Source organism: Rhizobium sp. LARHSG275 (genome assembly GCF_052871115.1).
Genome location: NZ_JBIXJN010000008.1, coordinates 105,381 through 123,611, shown reverse-complemented (window position 1 = coordinate 123,611; position 18,231 = coordinate 105,381). Strand labels below are relative to the sequence as shown.

Genomic DNA, 18,231 nt, shown 5'->3' with positions numbered 1-18,231 from the left:
GCATTAGGAAGATAACATATGGAAACCTCCGATTTGGCCGATCACACGAACGTGGCGGCAGCTTTATTGTCGGCCATGGCAAACCCGAAAAGATTGCTGATCTTGTGTAGCCTCGTGAAGGGCGAAGTGGCCGTCGGCGTGCTTGCGACGCAGGTCGGCCTCAGCCAGTCGGCTCTCTCTCAGCACCTGTCGAAACTACGCGCTCAAAAACTGGTCAAGACCCGCCGAGACGCACAAACCATCTATTATTCGAGCAGCTCCGAGCCGGTCATGAAGATCCTGGCAGCGCTCGAAGACATCTACCTCGTGCAGAAGAGAAACAGATCCGCCGCTTGATGATAGCGCTGACATGAATGTCGGCCGATGCCGTGCCGGAAGGGGATATTCCCGGAGGCCTGGCAACGATATTTCAGCACATGAACCTTATGGCACGACCGGCAAATCTTCCGATTTGCCGGTCGTGCCACTAGAATGACAACCCAGTCGCGCGGGAGCGCCCGTCCCGCTATCGATCTTCTGTTGGTGCAACTCCAGACGTAAAACTGCCGCGCAGTTTTGCCGGAGTTGCTTAACTGCCGACCACGTCGTTATTGACGCGGCTCAGCACCACCAGAGACGGACGGGCAGGCATGCCCGACTTGAAATCCGGCCAGTTGGTGCCCGCATCCTCCATCGAGGTCGCATCCTCGTTGTCGGCCATCCGCAATTCGCCCGGATGCTGGACCGAAAGGAAGACGCTGCTGCCGTCCGGGGTGAAGGTCGGCGAACAGGTTTCCGAGCCGACGGGCGCAATATAGAACAGCTTCGGCAGTGCCCGGCCTGGACCTTCGGTGTCCATCACATAGACCGAATCCGCAATGCCTTCCGGTGGCGGGCCGTCGGTAGTGACCCAGAGGCGTCCGGCCGGGTCGACGGCGAGGTTGTCGGGGTCTGTGAACCAGCCGGCGGAGGTCGTCGCCGGATGGAACATCGCCTGATCCTCGGCCTTGGCAGGGTCGCCGCAGAGGATGAAGACGTCCCACTTGAAGCTCTCGGCTGCATAATCCGGCTTTTCAGGACCACCCGGCGCCGCGAGTTCCAGCAGATGGCCATGCGGATTAGGGCCGCGCGGATTGGCAATGTTGACCATCTCCTTCTCGTTGTCACCCTCCCCCTTCGGCAGCCGCTCTTCGTTCTCCGTCATGGCGACATAGAGTTTGCCGGTACCGAGATGCGGGATGAAGCCCTCCGGCCCGTCCATCGGCGTAGCGCCGACGAGATCGGCGGCAGCGCGCGTCGCCAACACGACATCGGCCTGGCTCTTGAAGCCGGCTTCCGCCGTCAGCGGCCCCTCGCCCGCAATGAGCGGGATCCAGTGCATGCTGCCGTCGCTTTCGAACTTGGCGACATCAAGCGTGCCGTTGTCGAGCAGGTTCTTGTTGGCGGCACGGTCGTTCGGGTTCCACGGATCGCGGGTGACGAAGCGGTAGATATATTCGAAGTCGTCGTCGTCGCCCATGAAGACCACCACGCGGCCGTCAGGGGCGACGCAACACTGAGCGCCCTCATGCGTCATGCGGCCGAGCGAGGTGCGCTTGACCGGCCTTGCCATCGGGTCGAAAGGGTCGATCTCGACCACCCAGTCGAAACGCATCCATTCGTTCGGCTCTTCCTCGAACTTGAAGCGCGGCTCGACGCGGCTGACAGAGTAGATGTCGTTTTCGTCCTCGTCCCAGCCCTGGCGCTCGACCAGTTCCTGGTTCGCCAGTGTCTTGTAGTCGCCGGCAAAGACGTCCATCGCGCCTTCCTCGCCCGAAAGCATCGTGCCCCACGGGGTGACGCCGCCGTTGCAGTTCGAGATCGTGCCGAATACGACCGTGCCGGTCGGATCGGCCTTGGTCTTCAGGCGGTCGTCGCCAGCGGCGGGACCGGAGATGCCGATTTCGGTGCTCATGTGGACGCGGCGATTGTATTTGCCATCTTTGACGATCGCCCACTTGCCGTCCGTCTTCTTCACCTCGAAGACCGAGACGCCGAGCGCCGCCATGATGGCGCGGATCTGAGTATCCGTCAGCTTCCCGCGGTAGTCCTCCTTGGTCAGGCCGGCGAACATCAGGAAAGGCGTCGCATACTCATGGCTGACGACCATCAGGCCGTGGTCCGAGCTCTTCTCGCCCCAGGGCAATGGCAGAAACTGCGTGAAGTCGTTGTTGTAGCCGAACTGGCGCTCGGCAGCCTTGCCGTCCAGCGTCACGATGTCGAATTCCGGGCTGTCGGCAAACAGCGCATCGCCCCAGCGCGCCAGGATCTGGCGATCATAACCTTCCGGCCAATGGTCGGCGGCATCGCGCACGCGCTTCAGCTCCGGAAACGTCAGGCTGGAATCGGCAGCCTCGGCATGCGCGGTTCCGAGCGCCGGCGAAAGTGCCGCAGCGCCCATCGTGGCGAGAAAGCCCTTGAGCACGCTGCGGCGGCGAACGCCCTCTTCGAGAATGGCGCCATAACTTGGCGCGAATGCATGGCGCCGCGTGGGGCGCGCCCTTGTCTTCTGGCGGTCAGACATCAGTATCTCCGATCGAAATATCGTTTGATTTCAGTGAATTGATGAAATGCAATTGTGCCCTGAGAACCATCGTTTTTTAGCAAGTTGAGGCAAAGGATTGATGACGGGCCGCCTGCGCCTGTCGGTCCTGAAAATATTGCCGGATCGATCGAGGCGGTTTGAGCCTCCAAGGGGTTTCGGGACTTTTCCCGTTGACGCGTTGGGAAGCCCTGATAATTTGACCGGGCAGTAAAAATATGGGCGTGATGCCCCGGGAAAGGGCCGTCAGCGGCCAGGAGAACAGCATGTCCAATCGCCTCAATGCACCGAACGATCTTCGCGCCTTCTGGATGCCGTTTACGGCAAATCGCCAGTTCAAGAAGGAGCCGCGTTTGTTCGTCGGCGCCAAGGACATGTACTATACGACCCATGACGGCCGTCAGGTGCTGGACGGCACGGCTGGCCTCTGGTGCGTCAATGCCGGCCACTGCCGCCCGAAGATCACCGAGGCGATCCGCGAGCAGGCCGGCGAGCTCGATTACGCGCCGGCCTTCCAGCTCGGCCATCCCAAGGCCTTCGAACTGGCGAACCGCCTGGTCGACATTGCCCCGGAAGGCCTGAACCACGTTCTCTACACCAATTCGGGTTCGGAATCCGTCGAGACGGCGCTCAAGGTGGCGCTCGCCTATCACCGCGTGAAGGGCAATGGATCACGCTTCCGCCTGATCGGCCGCGAGCGCGGCTATCATGGCGTCAATTTCGGCGGCATCTCCGTCGGCGGCATCGTCACCAACCGCAAGATGTTCGGCACGCTTCTAACCGGCGTCGATCACATGCCGCACACCCACCAGCCCGACAAAAACAACTTCACTCGCGGCGAGCCCGAGCATGGCGGCGACATCGCTACCGAACTCGAGCGTATCGTCACCTTGCATGACGCCTCCACCGTCGCCGCCGTCATCGTCGAGCCGGTGGCGGGTTCCACCGGCGTCTTGATCCCGCCCAAGGGCTACCTGCAAAAGCTGCGCGAGATCTGCACCAAGCATGGCATCCTTCTGATCTTCGACGAGGTCATCACCGGTTTCGGACGCCTCGGCGCTCCCTTCGCCGCGCAATATTACGACGTCAAGCCCGACATGATCACCGCCGCCAAGGGGCTGACCAACGGCGTCATTCCGATGGGCGCGGTCTTCGTTACCTCCGAGATCCATGATGCCTTCATGAACGGCCCGGAGCACATGATCGAGTTCTTCCACGGCTACACCTATTCCGGCAATCCGATCGCTTCCGCCGCCGCGCTCGCCACGCTCGACACCTACAAGGAGGAGGGCCTGCTGACACGCGCCGCCGAGCTTTCCGACTACTGGGCCGACGCGCTGCATTCGCTGAAGGACTGCCCCAATGTCATCGACATCCGGAACACCGGCCTGATCGGCGCGATCGAACTCGACCCGATCGCCGGCGAGCCCACGAAACGCGCCTTCACCGCTTTCCTGAAAGCTTATGAAAGCGGCCTGCTGATCCGCACCACCGGCGATATCATCGCGCTCTCACCACCGCTGATCATCGAGAAGCACCATATCGACGAGCTTTTCGTCAAGCTGCGAACCATCCTGCAGAACAACGTCTGAGAAAGCTCTGAGGCTTCCGGCAACAGGGCCTGCGGCGGACCTCCTGTATAATTCCTTAAGTCGGAGTCGATTTAAGGATAAAATTATGCGGCAATTAAAAGTGTTACAGCGTCCTTTGCGCGTCTGAAAAGACGCGCGGCGCTGGAAGCCGACGCAGGCCCTTTTGTTGCGAAGCCAGATAGATTTCAGCTCACCGCGGCGACGGAAAGGCAGAGGGCGAATTTCTTCAGGAGCCGGCGATCGAATTGCCCTTCGCTGCCAAGCATCCATTTCAGTGATTGGCTCGCGCTCCATGGCGCCTTGTACGGCCGCACGGAGGTCACGGCGTCATAGACGTCGCAAATCGCAGCAAGACGAGCATGGAAGCTCACCTGCGCCTCGGAAAGCCTGCGGGGATAGCCCCTGCCATCGATACGCTCATGATGGTTGAGGCAGACGTCGAGAACGATCTCCGACATGCCTTGCTGGCGCGACAGGATTGCATGCCCCTTTTCCGGATGATCGCGGATCATTTTGATCTCGTCCTCGTCCAGGCGCCCTTCCTTGTTGAGTATCTCAAGCGGAATTTCGAGCTTGCCGACGTCGTGCAGCAATCCTGCCGTGCCGAGCATCTGCACGGTAGTCTCGTCAAGTCCGAGATGACGGCCGAACAGGATCATCAGCGCGCTCACCGAAAGGGAATGCAGAAACGTTGCCTCGTCCTTGGATTTCAGACGCGTAACGCTGAGAAAGACAGTGGGATTGTCATCAATCGACTTGGAGACAGAGGAAATCACCGGCGCCACCTGATCGACGCTGATGCCATCGCCATGCTGGAGCCGGCTGAAGACGCTTTCCAGCACCTGCACGGATTTCTGGATGGTCTCGCGTGCCGCCTTGGTGTCGATCTCGATATTGCCGCCTGGCAGGCCGTCGATGTCGAGGCCTCTGCTGGTGTTGATGACAACACCTTCAATAGCGCTCTTGCGAAGTTTTAGGGCATCGGCTTCACGGCGCAGCAGAAATCTTCGCTTGGACAGAAGAGGGTCATGCCATGCACCCTCGATCGCCTCCACAAACATTCCGTTGCGCACCTGTCTGGCTTCGATACGCTTCAGCATCCAGATCTCAGTTCCTGAAATATCTCTCTGTTTATGACCGACCGTTCTTTTGCATCGCGGCAATATATGCGGGAACAATGGTTCTACTCTAATTGGTAGAATCAAGTGTTAATCTCAAAACAGAATTCGAATATTCGGAAAGACCAAGCGAGCTTCCGCGAAATGCAGCAGGTTCATCGGCGCACCGCGATTGTGCGGGTACCGCCACCCTCGAAACAATCACCAGACGGCGCCAAAATCGACGATTTTGGCAAGACTTCGTGTCGGATCGAGCCGATTTTCGTTCCATTTTGTTATCAACTTGCGCAATCTCACCAAAATTCCTAGAAATCTTGTCGCTGCACCACTCGAGCCAAATATGGCCGGAGGGTGCATTGATCGCGCCGATATCGATCGTTCTTGGCACGGCTCCTGGGCCGTTGAACGATCCGGAAAAGCCGGCGCGACGCTTCATCGCGGGTCGCATGACCCCATCCAAGGAGACAGACAATGACCCTCAAGACATTGACGGCGACCCTCGTCGCGTCACTCGCCTTTGCGCCGCTTGCCCATGCCGATATCACCATCGGCCTGATCGCGCCGCTGACCGGCCCCGTCGCCGCCTATGGCGATCAGGTGAAGAACGGCGCTCAGACGGCCGTCGACGAGATCAACAAGAAGGGCGGGATTCTCGGAGAGAAGGTCGTTCTCGAACTGGCCGACGATGCCGGCGAACCGAAGCAGGGCGTTTCCGCCGCCAACAAGGTCGTCGGCGACGGCATCCGCTTCGTCGTCGGCCCGGTAACCTCGGGCGTCGCCATTCCCGTTTCGGACGTGCTTGCTGAAAACGGCGTGCTGATGGTTACCCCGACCGCGACGGCCCCCGACCTGACCAAGCGCGGTCTCACCAACGTGCTGCGCACCTGCGGCCGCGACGACCAGCAGGCAGAAGTCGCCGCCAAATATGTGCTGAAGAATTTCAAGGACAAGCGCGTCGCCATCGTCAACGACAAGGGCGCCTACGGCAAGGGCCTCGCCGATGCCTTCAAGGCGACGCTGAACGCCGGCGGCATCACCGAAGTCGTCAATGACGCGATCACGCCTGGTGACAAGGATTTCAGCGCGCTCACCACCCGCATCAAGTCCGAGAAGGTCGACGTGGTCTATTTCGGCGGCTACCACCCGGAAGGCGGCTTGCTGGCCCGCCAGCTGCATGACCTCGCCGCCAACGCGACGATCATCGGCGGCGATGGCCTCTCCAACACCGAATTCTGGGCAATCGGCACGGATGCGGCAGCAGGCACGATCTTCACCAACGCTTCGGACGCCACCAAGAGCCCGGATTCCAAGGCCGCAGCCGACGCGCTCGCCGCCAAGAACATCCCGGCCGAGGCCTTCACGCTGAACGCCTATGCCGCCGTCGAGGTGCTGAAGGCCGGCATCGAGAAGGCCGGCAGTGCCGAGGATGCGGAAGCCGTCGCGACCGCGTTGAAGGACGGCAAGGAGATCCCGACTGCCATCGGCAAGGTCACCTACGGCAAGACCGGCGACCTGACCTCGCAGAGCTTCTCGCTCTACAAGTGGGAAGCCGGCAAGATCGTCGCCGCCGAATAAACCATCGCTGACCGTCGACGACCGGGCGCCCGTACGGCGCCCGGTCTCGTTTTGCGGCACTCGCTTGTGGCGGCAGATCGGTTATAAGTTTTGAAATCGGTTGTAATGTGAGCAATGCCATGACCACCAAGCTCGAACGTCTCATCGACCAGGGCGTCGGCCGCGTGCCGGCCGATATCGTACTGAAGGGTGGCCGTTTCTTCAATCTGGTCACCGGCGAACTCGTCCTGTCGGACATTGCCATCGGCGCCGATCGCATCGTCGGAACCTCAGGTAGCTACGAAGGTGAAACCGAGATCGATATATCGGGCAGGATCGTCGTTCCCGGCTTCATCGACACGCATCTGCATATCGAATCTTCGCTCGTCACACCCCATGAATTCGATCGCTGCGTTCTGCCTTATGGTGTCACCACCGCCATCTGCGATCCGCACGAAATCGCCAATGTGCTGGGAACCGCCGGCATCGAATTCTTTCTCGAATCGGCGCTGGAGACGATCATGGACATCCGCGTCCAGCTCTCCTCCTGCGTTCCGGCGACGCATCTCGAAACCTCAGGCGCCGACTTGCCGATCGAGCGCCTCCTGCCCTTCCGCCACCATCCGAAGGTCATCGGCCTCGCCGAATTCATGAATTTCCCCGGCGTGATCCACAAGGATCCCGTCTGCATGGCCAAGCTCGACGCCTTCCAGGGCGGCCATATCGATGGTCATGCGCCGCTGCTGTCCGGCAATGACCTCAACGGTTACCTCGCCGCCGGCATCCGCACCGAGCATGAATGCACGACTGCCGGCGAAGCCTTGGAAAAGATCCGCAAAGGCATGCACATCCTCGTGCGCGAGGGTTCGGTATCCAAGGATCTCGCGGCGCTGATACCCATTATCACCGAGCGGCTTTCACCCTTCCTCGCGCTCTGCACCGACGACCGCAATCCGCTCGACATCGCCGAACAGGGCCATCTCGATCATATGATCCGCACAGCCATCGGAAGCGGCGTAGAGGCCCTGGCGATTTACCGCGCCGCCTCGATTTCGGCTGCCCGCGCCTTCGGTCTGAGGGACCGCGGCCTGGTCGCGCCGGGCTGGCGCGCCGATCTGGTGGTACTCGACAGCCTGGAAAGCTGCCGCGCCGACATGGTCTTTTCCGCCGGCCGCCGCGTCACCGATGCGCTCTTTTCCTCGCGCCGACCGGTTGCCCCGATCGGCCTCGACAGCGTCAAGGCCCGACCCGTCAACGCCGCCCATTTCGGCGTCCCGGTCGCCGAGGGCGAGACGCCTGTCATCGGTGTACTGCCGGGCAAGATCATCACCGAGCATCGTCGCTATCGCCTGCCCGTCAGGGGCAACGAGACGGCGATCGATCTTGCCAACGATATCATCAAGGTCGCCGTCATCGAGCGCCACGGCAAGAACGGCAACCACGCCAACGGCTTCGTCCAGGGCTTCGGCCTGAAGAAGGGCGCGATCGCCTCGACCGTCGGCCATGACAGCCACAATATCTGCGTCGTCGGCGTCAGCGAGGACGACATGGCTTGCGCCACAAACCGCCTCGGCGAGATCAAGGGCGGCTTCGTGGTCGTCGAAGACGGCAAGATCACCGGTGAAATCGCCCTGCCGATCGCCGGTCTTATGAGCCTTGAGCCCTACGAGACGGTCCGCGATACGCTGCACCATCTGCGAAAAGCCGCCTTGGCGCTGGGCGCCACGCTGGAAGAACCCTTCCTCCAACTCGCTTTCCTGCCGCTGCCGGTCATCCCGCACCTGAAGATATCAGACCGCGGCATGGTGGACGTGGGCAAGTTCGCGCTGATTGGGTGACGGCATCCTTGGCAAATTCGGCGACAGCGCTTATTTTGCGGTAACGTTGGAGCCGATCATGACGAAGCTGGAACAGATTGAAAAAATCGTTACCGAACTCGATAAGTACGAGTTCGGAGCCTTTTCGGCGTGGTTTGAAGCCCTTCAGGCCGAACGCTGGGACAGGCAGATGGAAGCGGACGCAGCGAGTGGCAAACTCGATCATCTCGCCGAGAAAGCCTTTACCGATTTTCGTGCCGGAAAGACAAGACGGCTTTGAAACACCACGCCACTCCCGCTTTCTGGGAGGCCTATGACTGCTTGCTTGAGCAGATACGGAAGTTGGCCGGCGGAAACTTCGATTTGCTCAAACAAGATCCCAGGCATCCCTCCTTGCATTTCAAGCGCGTCGGCCGCTTCTGGTCGGCGCGCGTCGGCACATCCTGGAGAGCTTTAGCCGTCAGGGATGGAGATGACATCATCTGGTTTTGGATCGGCTCGCATGCAGATTACGATAAGCTTCTGAAATAGCCGTCAAACCCGCGCGCAAAACCCGTCCAGCGCCGCAAGCTTCACCAGCCCCGCGTCAGCCACTGCCTCGAAACCCGGCATCTCAAGCGGTTCCCCGAGCACCATGCCATCAGGCAGGCGGAATTCCGCCGGTTTGCGCGTCAGGTTGAAAACGAAGAGCAGTTTTTCGCCCTTCTTTTCGCGGGTGAAGGCGAGCAGATCCTGGTTGGTGCCGATGAAGGTCATGTCGCCGTCGATCAGCGCCGGGTGGCTCCTCCGGAATGCAAGCGTCTTGCGGTAGTGATGCAGCACCGAGCTGTCGCTCGCCTCCTGCGTATCCACGGAAAGCGCTGCCTGCTCGTAAGGCACCGGCAGCCAGCTCTTCTCGGCCGAGGTGAAGCCTGCATGCGCCTTGCCGGCTTCCCAAGGCATCGGTGTGCGGCATCCGTCTCGGCCCTTGAAGGCCGGCCAGAAGCGGATGCCGTAGGGGTCGCGCAGGTCTTCGAAGGCAAGCTCCGCCTCCGGCAGGCCGAGTTCCTCGCCTTGATAGAGGCAGATCGAACCGCGCAGCGCCGCAAGCACCGAGATCGCCAGCTTGGCGATGACAGACCGCTCTTCCTCCGTCCGCGCGAAACGGCTGACATGGCGCATGACGTCGTGGTTGGAAAAAGCCCAGCAGACCCAGCCGTCCGTGACGGCCTTCTGGAAGGCCTCAACGCAGCCGCGAATATGCTCGGCGGTGAAATCCGGCCCGAGCAGATCGAATGTGTAGCACATGTGCAGCTTGTCGCCGCCACTCGTATAGGCGCCAACCGTCTTCAGCGAACGAGCGCCATCGCCGACTTCGCCGACGGTTGTACGATCTTCGTACTGATCGAGCAGCGCCCGGAAGCGCTTGAGAAAATCGACATTTTCCGGCTGCGTCTTGTCATAGAGATGGTTCTGCATGCCGTAGGGGTTGGTGTCGGGCGCATCGAGGCCCCCGTCACTGGTATCGGGCTCATGCGGCGGGTTGCTTCGGAGCTGATTGTCGCAGAAATAATAGTTGACCGTATCCAGCCGGAAGCCGTCGACGCCACGGTCGAGCCAGAACTTCACCGTCTCCAGCACCGCCTCCTGCACGTCTGCGCTGTGGAAATTGAGGTCGGGCTGCGAGGTCAGGAAATTGTGTTGGTAATATTGCCGGCGGACACCGTCCCATTCCCAGCCCGGCCCGCCGAAGATCGACAGCCAGTTGTTCGGCGCCGTACCATCGGGCTTCGGATCGGCCCAGACATACCAGTCGGCCTTCGGATTGGTCCGGCTCGATCGGCTCTCGACGAACCAGGGATGCCGGTCGGAAGTGTGCGAGATAACCTGGTCGATCACGACCTTGATGCCGAGCCTATGCGCTTCGGCCATCATCTCGTCGAAATCATCAAGCGTCCCGAAGATCGGATCGACGTCGCAATAATCGGAAACGTCGTAGCCCATGTCGGCCATCGGCGACTTGAAGAAGGGCGAGAGCCAGATCGCGTCGACGCCGAGACTGGCTATATGCGGCAGCCGGCGGGTGATTCCCCTGAGATCGCCGAGCCCATCGCTGTTGGTGTCCTGAAACGAGCGCGGATAGACCTGATAGATCACCGCGCCGCGCCACCAGTCCGCACTCCCGCCTGCCTGCAATGCCATCGGCTACATCTCCTGCCTCGTTTGCGCTCGCCACACTAAAGCGGACGAAACAAAAGACAACCATGTGAAGCCTTTATGAAGGCCCTGCGAAGGCAGCGGCGGGTCGTCGCGATCCGACAAGGGGGAGACGTATATAGGCTTGTCCACAACCCGTTTATACCCTCCGGATTTGGGGTTGCAACGCGAAGCCTTTGCGATAATGTGCGCACTGACCTGCACGTAAGAGGTCAAACACCGGGAACAAATGTCTAATAAAGGCGCAAAGCCTAGAAAGGTGGACCCACCATGAACCATTTCGGGAAAAAATTTCTCGCCTCTGCAATGCTTGGCACATTGCTGGCGTTTTCGGCCCATGCGGCCACGCTCAACATTCACAATGGTGGCGACCCGCAGTCGCTCGATCCGCAGAAGCTTTCCGGCGACTGGGAGAACCGTATCGCCGGCGACATTTTCGAAGGTCTCGTCACCGAGGACGCCAAGGACAATCCGGTCCCCGGTCAGGCTGAAAGCTGGACGATTTCGCCTGACGGCAAGGTCTACACCTTCAAGCTTCGCGACGGCATCAAGTGGTCCGATGGCCAGCCGGTAACGGCAGGAGACTTCGTCTTCGCCTTCCAGCGCCTCGTCGACCCGAAGAATGCCGCCGACTATGCCTATCTGCAGTTCACCATCAAGAACGCGGAAAAGATCAACAAGGGTGAGATCACCGATCTCAACCAGCTTAGCGTCAAGGCGATCGACGACAAGACGCTCGAAATCACGCTTGAAAATGCCACCCCTTACTTCCTCAATGCCCTGATGCATTACACTGCCTATCCGCTGCCGAAGCATGTCGTCGAGGCGAAGGGCCAGGATTGGGTCAAGATCGGCAACATCGTCACCAACGGCCCCTACAAGCCGGTCGAATGGGTTCCGGGCTCGCATGTCACCACAGTCAAGAATGATCAGTGGTATGACACCAAGGACCTGAAGATCGACGGCGCGAAGTTCTTCGTGCTTGAAGACCAGGAAGCCGCGCTGAAACGCTACCGCGCCGGCGAATTCGATATCCTCACCGATTTCCCGACTGACCAATACGAATGGATGAAGAAGAACCTGCCGGGCCAGGCGCATGTCGCCCCCTTCTCCGGCCTCTACTATTACGTCGTCAACTCGCAGAAGCCGCCCTTCAGCGACAAGCGCGTCCGCCAGGCACTCTCCATGGCGATCAACCGTGAAGTCATCGGCCCGCAGATCCTCGGCACCGGCGAACTGCCGGCCTATTCATGGGTTCCGCCGGGCACGGCGAATTACGGCGAGCCGGCCTATGTCAGCTGGAAGGACCTGCCCTATAGCGAGAAGGTCGCCGAAGCCAAGAAGCTTCTGACCGAAGCCGGTTTCGGCCCGGACAAGCCGCTGCACGCCGTGCTGAGCTACAACACCAACGACAACCACAAGCGCATCGCCGTCGCCATCGCCTCCATGTGGAAGCCGCTCGGCGTCGATGTCGAGCTCGTCAACGCCGAAACCAAGGTGCATTACGACCAGATGCAGCGTGGCCAGGTCGAAATCGGCCGCGCCGGCTGGCTCGCCGACTACAACGACCCGGACAACTTCCTGAACCTCCTGGTGACAGGCGTGCAGATGAACTACGGCCGCTGGTCCAATCCCGAGTACGACAAGATGATCAAGGAAGGCAACGCCGAGACGGATCTCACCAAGCGTGCTGCGATCTTCAAGAAGGCCGAACAGTTGGCGCTCGATGAGTCCGCCGCCCTGCCGATCTACTACTACGTCTCGAAGAATGTCGTTTCGCCGAAGATCGAAGGCTTCGTCGACAACATTCAGGACATCCACCGCACCCGCTGGCTGTCGATGAAAGAGTAAGGGAAAACGGTCCTTTCCGCGCGTTGCGGAAAGGACCGGCCCACGACCATGATCAAATACGCCCTCCGTCGCCTGCTGTCGACGATCCCCGTCATGTGGATCGCCGTGACAGCCTCGTTTTTTGTTTTGCGCCTTGCCCCCGGCGGCCCTTTCGATGGCGAAAGGCCATTGCCGCCGGTGATCCTGAAGAACCTTGCGATCCACTACAATCTCGACAAGCCGCTCATCCAGCAGTACCTGATCTATGTCGGTGACCTGCTCCGAGGCGATCTCGGCCCGTCCTTCGCCAGCGAAGATTTCACCGTCGCCCAGCAGATCATGATCGGTCTGCCCTATACCTTCACTATCGGTACGGCCGCCTTCCTGATTGCTATCATTGTTGGCGTGGCCGTCGGCTGTCTTGGGGCGCTCTATCAGAACAAGGCGCCGGATTATATTCTGGGCGCGCTCATCCTGATCGGCGTCGTATTGCCGAACTTCCTGATTGCGCCGATCCTGCAGCTCGTCTTCGGCATCCATCTAGCGTGGTTTCCGGTTGGCGGCTGGGGTGACGGCTCGATCAAATACCTCATCCTGCCGATCGTCGTGCTTGCCCTGCCGCATGCCGGCCGTATCTCGCGCATCACGCGCGGCTCGATGATCGAAGTCATGAACCAGAACTTCATCCGCACCGCCAAGGCCAAGGGCATCGGCCCGCGGCTCACCGTGATGCGCCATGCGCTGAAACCTGCGCTGATGCCTGTTGTCTCCTACCTCGGGCCGGCCGCAAGTTACCTTCTCACCGGCTCGCTGGTTGTCGAGAGCATCTTCGGATTGCCCGGCATCGGCCGCTATTTCGTCAACGCAGCGCTGAACCGTGATTACGGCATGGTTCTCGGCACCGTCATCTTCTACATGGTGCTGATCGTGTTCCTGAACCTTCTCGTCGATATCGCCTATGCGTGGCTCGATCCGAAAGTGAGAAACAGATGATCCTCAACCCCGCAAAGCGCGAGCTGCTCGCGCAGGAGCTGCTGGAGGCGGAAGGCCTTGCGCCTGAAAGCCGCTCGCTCACCAAGGATGCCTTGCGCCGCCTCGGGCGCAACAAGGCCGCCGTCCTGTCGATCGTCGTGTTGACGGTTCTGATCCTCGCCGCCTTCCTCGGCCCCTGGTTCATTCCCTTCAACTACGAGGATCCGGATTGGGCGGCCTTCCGCATCCCGCCCTCGCTCGAGACCGGCCACTATTTCGGTACCGACCCGAATGGCCGCGACCTTCTCGCCCGCGCCCTTTACGGCACCCGCGTCTCGCTGGCCGTGGCGCTGACGGCGACCGTCGTCTCCGTCTTCATCGGCGTGCTCTACGGTGCGGTATCGGGATATATCGGCGGCAGGCTGGATGCGATCATGATGCGCTTCGTCGATATCATGTATGCGCTTCCCTATATCCTCTTCGTCATCCTGCTGATGGTGATCTTCGGCCGCAACGTCTATCTGCTCTTTGCCGCCATCGGCGCGCTGGAATGGCTGACCATGGCCCGCATCGTGCGCGGCCAGACGCTGTCGATCAAGCATCGCGAATTCATCGAAGCGGCTCGCGCATCCGGGCAGCGGCCGTTCAAGATCATCATCAAGCACATCATCCCGAACCTCGTCGGACCGGTGGTCATCTTCGCAGCGTTGACCGTGCCTGAAATCATCGCCACCGAAAGCTTCCTTTCCTATCTCGGCTTCGGCGTGCAGGAACCGCTGACCTCGCTCGGCACGCTGATCGCCGAGGGAACCGATGCCATGGAAAGCATGCCGTGGCTGCTCGTCTTCCCGGCAAGCTTCCTCGTGGCCCTGTTGCTCAGCCTGCTCTTCATCGGCGACGGCCTGCGCGACGCGTTCGACCCGAAGGATCGCTAAGAATGCTCCACGAAACACAAAAAGACACCCTTCTCGAACTCAAAGACTACTCGATCACCTTCAAAACGCCGGATGGAGAGGTGAAGGCGGTCTCCAACATGAACCTGACGGTCAGGCGCGGCGAACGCATCGCCATCGTCGGCGAGTCCGGTTCCGGCAAGAGCCAGACCTTCCTCGGCATCATGGGCCTGCTTGCCAAGAACGGCAAAACAACGGGACAGGCGCTGCTCGAAGGCAAGGACGTGCTGGCGCTGAAGCCGCGCGAGCTCGACCAGATCCGCGGCAAGGACATGGCCATGGTCTTCCAGGACCCGATGACCGCCTTGAACCCCTCGCTGAAGATTTCAAGGCAACTGACGGAACAGCTTGAGGTTCACGGCGGGCTGACGGCACGCGCCGCATCCACTGCTGCCCTCGACATGCTCAAACGCGTCGGCATCCCCGACCCGACGCGGCGCTTCCACCTCTACCCGCACGAACTCTCGGGCGGCATGCGCCAGCGCATCGTCATCGCCATGGCGCTGCTCACCCGGCCGAAGCTATTGATCGCCGACGAGCCGACGACAGCGCTCGACGTCACCATCCAGGCACAGATCCTTGATCTCTTTAACGATCTGACGGCGGAGATGAACACGGCGCTGATCATGATCACCCACGATCTCGGCGTCGTTGCCGGCCTCGCCGACCGGGTCGCCGTCATGTATGCCGGCCGCATCGTCGAGGAGGCGCCCGTCGACGAACTCTTCGACAACCCCGCCCATCCCTATACCGCAGCGCTGCATGCCTCGATCCCGCGCCCGGACCAGGACGTCGACGACCTCGTCGTCATTCCGGGCCGTCCGCCGAACCTGCAGCACCTGCCGAAGGGCTGCAATTTCTCGCCGCGCTGTTCGCAGGTCCAGGACGATTGCATCGACCGCCCGCCACCGCTCGAAACGCTGGCGCTGCGCCATTGCGCGTCCTGTTACCACCCCTTTCCCCGCCGCGAGGAGCTGTTGAACCATGGCTGATCGATCGCTCCTGAGGGTCGAGAATCTGACGACCCAATTCGAACTGCCGGCCAAGGGCCTCTTCAAGCCGCCGGTCTTCCTGACCGCCGTCAACAATGTCAGCTTCGACCTCAGCGAAGGTCGGACACTCGGCATCGTCGGCGAATCCGGCTGCGGCAAGTCGACGCTCGGCCGTTCCATCCTGCGGCTGCTGAAATCGCAGAAGGGCCGCATCCTCTGGCAGGGCCGCAACCTGCTCGACCTCACGGATGAGGAGATGCGCGCCGCCCGCCGCGACATGCAGATCATCTTCCAGGATCCGATCGCCTCGCTCGACCCGCGGATGACGGTCGGCGATATCATCGCCGAGCCGCTCACCGTCTTCGAGCCGAAGCTTACGAGGGCCGAGCGCACCGAACGCGTCCGCGACATCATGACCGCCGTCGGCCTGGTGCCGGAGATGATCAACCGCTATCCGCACGAATTCTCCGGCGGCCAGGCGCAACGCATCGGCATCGCCCGCGCGGTGGTCACCAAGCCGAAGCTCATCATCTGCGATGAGCCGGTTTCGGCCCTCGACGTCTCGATCCAGGGACAGGTGATCACGCTTCTGCGCAAGCTGCGCAAGGAATTCGGCCTGACGCTGATCTTCATCAGCCACGACCTCTCCGTCGTGCGCCTGATCTCCGACGATGTGCTGGTGCTCTATCTCGGCAGGGTGGTGGAAGCCGGCGACTGCGCCACCGTCTTCGATCATCCCGCCCACCCTTATACGCAGGCGCTGTTTTCCGCCGCGCCGGTCCCGGATCCGAAACTTGCACGGCTGCGCACGCGCATCCGCCTGCAGGGCGATCCGCCGTCGCCGCTCAACCCGCCGAAAGGCTGCGTCTTCTCACCGCGCTGCTGGAAGGCGACCGACGTCTGTCGCACCGAAATGCCGCCAACAGAGCAGGTCCGCCCCGGCCAGACAGCCGCCTGTTATCATATGGACAGGCCGTGAATGGAACGGCGGTCGCGCAAGCGGCCGTCAGCTCATAAGAATGCCCAGTGCGCCATCCGTTTCGGAGCGAAGCAGACTTATTTTGGGTCTAAAGACCCTGATAAGAAAGCCTTTATAAGCATGTGTTATCCCATTTCGGCCTAATCGCAAGCCAGGGGAACGCATATATGAAATCGAAAATATCAGGTGTAATCGCACTTACCGCGGCCATGATTGCCGTCTCCGCCGTTTCGTCGCATGCCGAAGATCTGACGTTCAAGCTCATCAACGGAACGAACTCCGTGCTGACGCGCTTCTACAGCTCGCCGACCGGCGTCGACAACTGGGAAGAAGACGTCTTCGGCGAGAACGTTCTCGATCCGGGCGAAACCATGGATATCACCATCGCCGACGGCCGAACCGTCTGCAAATACGACATGCGCTTCGAATTCGAGGAAGACTCAAACCTCGAAACCACCGAAGATACGCAGGACCTTTGCGCGATGGGCAGCTACACCATCCACGAATAGGTATTAAGAGCCCGCCTTCGCCTCGTCCGTGAAGGCGGGCTTTCATCTCTCGCAATATCGACGCTTGTCACTCTGCCCGGCTCCGCGTATCAGCGATTGTGCGCCAATTCAAAGTGATAGCGCGTCCTGTTGGACGCGCGGCGCCCTAAATGCCGGGAGGACAGAGTGAGCGGACGGTTTCTATCGATCGGTGAATGCATGGTGGAACTCTCGCAAGCAGGCGACGGCCTGCTGCGCAAGGGCTTTGCCGGCGATACCTTCAACACCGCCTGGTATGCCCGCGCCTGCCTTGCCGCCGACTGGTCGGTCGATTATTTCACCGCCCTCGGTGACGACGCCATGTCGGATGAGATGCTGGCCTTCATCGACACGTCAGGCATCGGCACGAGCCTCATCCGCCGTATCCGGGGCAGGACGCCCGGCCTCTATATGATCAACCTGAAAAATGGCGAACGCTCCTTCAGCTACTGGCGCGACAGCTCGGCCGCCCGCAGCCTGGCTGCCGATCCGGACAGTCTGCGCGAGGCGGTGGAAAGCGCTGCCGTCATCTATTTCTCCGGCATCACCCTTGCCATCCTGCCGCATGAGGATGCCGAGACGCTGCTCGCCGAAGTTCGTCGCGCCAAGGCCGCCGGCAAGCTCGTCGTCTTCGATCCAAACATCCGCCCGCGCCTCTGGTCGAGCTACGACGTGATGCACACGACAATTAGCGAAGGCGCCCGCTCCTCCGTGCTCGTCATGCCGAGCTTCGACGACGAGGCCGCCCATTTCGGCGATGATTCCATCGAGGCGACGATCCATCGCTACCGCGCGCTAGGTGCCATCGATATCGTCGTCAAGAACGGCGCTGACGGTGTCACGCTGAATTTTGCCGGCGAGCAAACCTTCGTTCCGGCCGAAAAGGTGAAGAAGGTGGTCGACACGACCAGCGCCGGCGACAGCTTCAACGGCGCGTTTCTCGCACGATATCTCGAAGCAGGCGATGCGCCTGCCGCCGCCCGTTTCGCAGCAAAGGTCGCTGCCCGCGTCGTCAGCGAACATGGTGCATTGGTCGTAAAGGAAAAGCTTGGATTGGATGGCAGCCAAGCCTCGTGAACTTTCAGCTTACCGAGCTTTAGGTCTTTGTGACGCAGTATGAACGCCATGTGCGGGCGCGCTC

17 protein-coding genes are annotated in these 18,231 nt (G+C 60.8%); 13 read left to right on the top strand and 4 right to left on the bottom strand.

Annotated features, from left to right (window positions below):
- Window positions 1-18: 18 nt before the first annotated feature.
- Window positions 19-336: an ArsR/SmtB family transcription factor gene (locus tag ACIPSK_RS12695; protein WP_162116488.1), complete on the top strand. Its 318-nt coding sequence runs from the start codon at window positions 19-21 to the stop codon at window positions 334-336.
- 232 nt (window positions 337-568) lie between these two features.
- Here ACIPSK_RS12695 and ACIPSK_RS12690 read toward each other — a convergent pair whose 3' ends face one another.
- Complete coding sequence (locus ACIPSK_RS12690; protein WP_162116487.1) at window positions 569-2,542, bottom strand: PhoX family protein; 1,974 nt, start codon at window positions 2,540-2,542, stop codon at window positions 569-571.
- Between the two features lie 284 nt (window positions 2,543-2,826).
- Here ACIPSK_RS12690 and ACIPSK_RS12685 point away from each other — a divergent pair, with 284 nt between their 5' ends.
- Window positions 2,827-4,152, top strand: coding sequence for an aspartate aminotransferase family protein (locus ACIPSK_RS12685; protein ID WP_162116486.1), 1,326 nt, complete (start codon window positions 2,827-2,829; stop codon window positions 4,150-4,152).
- A gap of 185 nt (window positions 4,153-4,337) precedes the next feature.
- Here the strand turns inward: ACIPSK_RS12685 and ACIPSK_RS12680 are convergent, their stop codons facing one another.
- Both ACIPSK_RS12680 and ACIPSK_RS12675 read right to left on the bottom strand, forming a co-directional pair.
- Window positions 4,338-5,252 (bottom strand): HD-GYP domain-containing protein, encoded by a 915-nt coding sequence (locus tag ACIPSK_RS12680; protein WP_162116485.1) that lies wholly within the window; start codon window positions 5,250-5,252, stop codon window positions 4,338-4,340.
- A gap of 88 nt (window positions 5,253-5,340) precedes the next feature.
- Entirely contained in the window at window positions 5,341-5,718 is a 378-nt protein-coding gene (locus ACIPSK_RS12675) for a hypothetical protein (RefSeq protein WP_162116413.1), read from the bottom strand.
- A 23-nt stretch (window positions 5,719-5,741) separates the two neighbouring features.
- Between ACIPSK_RS12675 and ACIPSK_RS12670 the strand changes: the two genes are divergently transcribed.
- The 4 genes from ACIPSK_RS12670 to ACIPSK_RS12655 all read left to right on the top strand — a co-directional run bounded on the left by ACIPSK_RS12670 (window position 5,742) and on the right by ACIPSK_RS12655 (window position 9,172).
- Window positions 5,742-6,845 carry a branched-chain amino acid ABC transporter substrate-binding protein gene (locus ACIPSK_RS12670; protein ID WP_162116484.1) on the top strand — a complete coding sequence of 368 codons (1,104 nt, stop codon included), beginning with the start codon at window positions 5,742-5,744 and terminating at the stop codon, window positions 6,843-6,845.
- Between the two features lie 119 nt (window positions 6,846-6,964).
- Window positions 6,965-8,662 (top strand): adenine deaminase, encoded by a 1,698-nt coding sequence (ade, locus tag ACIPSK_RS12665; protein ID WP_162116483.1) that lies wholly within the window; start codon window positions 6,965-6,967, stop codon window positions 8,660-8,662.
- 58 nt (window positions 8,663-8,720) lie between these two features.
- Complete coding sequence (locus ACIPSK_RS12660) at window positions 8,721-8,921, top strand: hypothetical protein (RefSeq protein ID WP_162116482.1); 201 nt, start codon at window positions 8,721-8,723, stop codon at window positions 8,919-8,921.
- Window positions 8,918-9,172, top strand: coding sequence for a ParE family toxin-like protein (locus ACIPSK_RS12655; protein ID WP_246709691.1), 255 nt, complete (start codon window positions 8,918-8,920; stop codon window positions 9,170-9,172). Before ACIPSK_RS12660 ends, ACIPSK_RS12655 begins: the two co-directional genes overlap by 4 nt.
- A gap of 3 nt (window positions 9,173-9,175) precedes the next feature.
- Here the strand turns inward: ACIPSK_RS12655 and bglA are convergent, their stop codons facing one another.
- Window positions 9,176-10,822 (bottom strand): beta-galactosidase BglA, encoded by a 1,647-nt coding sequence (bglA, locus tag ACIPSK_RS12650; protein WP_162116481.1) that lies wholly within the window; start codon window positions 10,820-10,822, stop codon window positions 9,176-9,178.
- 285 nt (window positions 10,823-11,107) lie between these two features.
- Between bglA and ACIPSK_RS12645 the strand changes: the two genes are divergently transcribed.
- From ACIPSK_RS12645 to ACIPSK_RS12615, 7 genes are all read left to right on the top strand, one after another.
- Window positions 11,108-12,688: a peptide ABC transporter substrate-binding protein gene (locus tag ACIPSK_RS12645; protein WP_446532936.1), complete on the top strand. Its 1,581-nt coding sequence runs from the start codon at window positions 11,108-11,110 to the stop codon at window positions 12,686-12,688.
- Window positions 12,689-12,736: 48 nt separating this feature from the next.
- On the top strand, window positions 12,737-13,660 hold the full coding sequence (locus tag ACIPSK_RS12640) for an ABC transporter permease subunit (protein ID WP_017965401.1): 924 nt from the start codon (window positions 12,737-12,739) through the stop codon (window positions 13,658-13,660).
- Window positions 13,657-14,574 carry an ABC transporter permease gene (locus tag ACIPSK_RS12635; RefSeq protein ID WP_162116480.1) on the top strand — a complete coding sequence of 306 codons (918 nt, stop codon included), beginning with the start codon at window positions 13,657-13,659 and terminating at the stop codon, window positions 14,572-14,574. Before ACIPSK_RS12640 ends, ACIPSK_RS12635 begins: the two co-directional genes overlap by 4 nt.
- Before the next feature lie 2 nt (window positions 14,575-14,576).
- Window positions 14,577-15,584, top strand: coding sequence for an ABC transporter ATP-binding protein (locus ACIPSK_RS12630; protein WP_162116479.1), 1,008 nt, complete (start codon window positions 14,577-14,579; stop codon window positions 15,582-15,584).
- Window positions 15,577-16,563 carry an ABC transporter ATP-binding protein gene (locus ACIPSK_RS12625; RefSeq protein WP_162116478.1) on the top strand — a complete coding sequence of 329 codons (987 nt, stop codon included), beginning with the start codon at window positions 15,577-15,579 and terminating at the stop codon, window positions 16,561-16,563. Before ACIPSK_RS12630 ends, ACIPSK_RS12625 begins: the two co-directional genes overlap by 8 nt.
- Window positions 16,564-16,730: 167 nt before the next feature.
- Complete coding sequence (locus ACIPSK_RS12620) at window positions 16,731-17,072, top strand: hypothetical protein (protein ID WP_017965405.1); 342 nt, start codon at window positions 16,731-16,733, stop codon at window positions 17,070-17,072.
- Window positions 17,073-17,237: 165 nt separating this feature from the next.
- Entirely contained in the window at window positions 17,238-18,167 is a 930-nt protein-coding gene (locus ACIPSK_RS12615; RefSeq protein ID WP_162116477.1) for a PfkB family carbohydrate kinase, read from the top strand.
- Window positions 18,168-18,231 lie beyond the last annotated feature (64 nt).

Coding starts and splice junctions, on each gene's coding strand:
- ACIPSK_RS12685 (WP_162116486.1), top strand. CDS start 2,827: ATGTCCAATCGCCTCAATGCACCGAACGATCTTCGCGCCTTCTGGATG.
- ACIPSK_RS12670 (WP_162116484.1), top strand. CDS start 5,742: ATGACCCTCAAGACATTGACGGCGACCCTCGTCGCGTCACTCGCCTTT.
- ACIPSK_RS12660 (WP_162116482.1), top strand. CDS start 8,721: ATGACGAAGCTGGAACAGATTGAAAAAATCGTTACCGAACTCGATAAG.
- ACIPSK_RS12620 (WP_017965405.1), top strand. CDS start 16,731: ATGAAATCGAAAATATCAGGTGTAATCGCACTTACCGCGGCCATGATT.
- ACIPSK_RS12690 (WP_162116487.1), bottom strand. CDS start 2,542: ATGTCTGACCGCCAGAAGACAAGGGCGCGCCCCACGCGGCGCCATGCA.
- ACIPSK_RS12675 (WP_162116413.1), bottom strand. CDS start 5,718: ATGCGACCCGCGATGAAGCGTCGCGCCGGCTTTTCCGGATCGTTCAAC.
- ade (WP_162116483.1), top strand. CDS start 6,965: ATGACCACCAAGCTCGAACGTCTCATCGACCAGGGCGTCGGCCGCGTG.
- ACIPSK_RS12645 (WP_446532936.1), top strand. CDS start 11,108: ATGAACCATTTCGGGAAAAAATTTCTCGCCTCTGCAATGCTTGGCACA.
- ACIPSK_RS12695 (WP_162116488.1), top strand. CDS start 19: ATGGAAACCTCCGATTTGGCCGATCACACGAACGTGGCGGCAGCTTTA.
- bglA (WP_162116481.1), bottom strand. CDS start 10,822: ATGGCATTGCAGGCAGGCGGGAGTGCGGACTGGTGGCGCGGCGCGGTG.
- ACIPSK_RS12680 (WP_162116485.1), bottom strand. CDS start 5,252: ATGCTGAAGCGTATCGAAGCCAGACAGGTGCGCAACGGAATGTTTGTG.
- ACIPSK_RS12635 (WP_162116480.1), top strand. CDS start 13,657: ATGATCCTCAACCCCGCAAAGCGCGAGCTGCTCGCGCAGGAGCTGCTG.
- ACIPSK_RS12625 (WP_162116478.1), top strand. CDS start 15,577: ATGGCTGATCGATCGCTCCTGAGGGTCGAGAATCTGACGACCCAATTC.
- ACIPSK_RS12630 (WP_162116479.1), top strand. CDS start 14,577: ATGCTCCACGAAACACAAAAAGACACCCTTCTCGAACTCAAAGACTAC.
- ACIPSK_RS12640 (WP_017965401.1), top strand. CDS start 12,737: ATGATCAAATACGCCCTCCGTCGCCTGCTGTCGACGATCCCCGTCATG.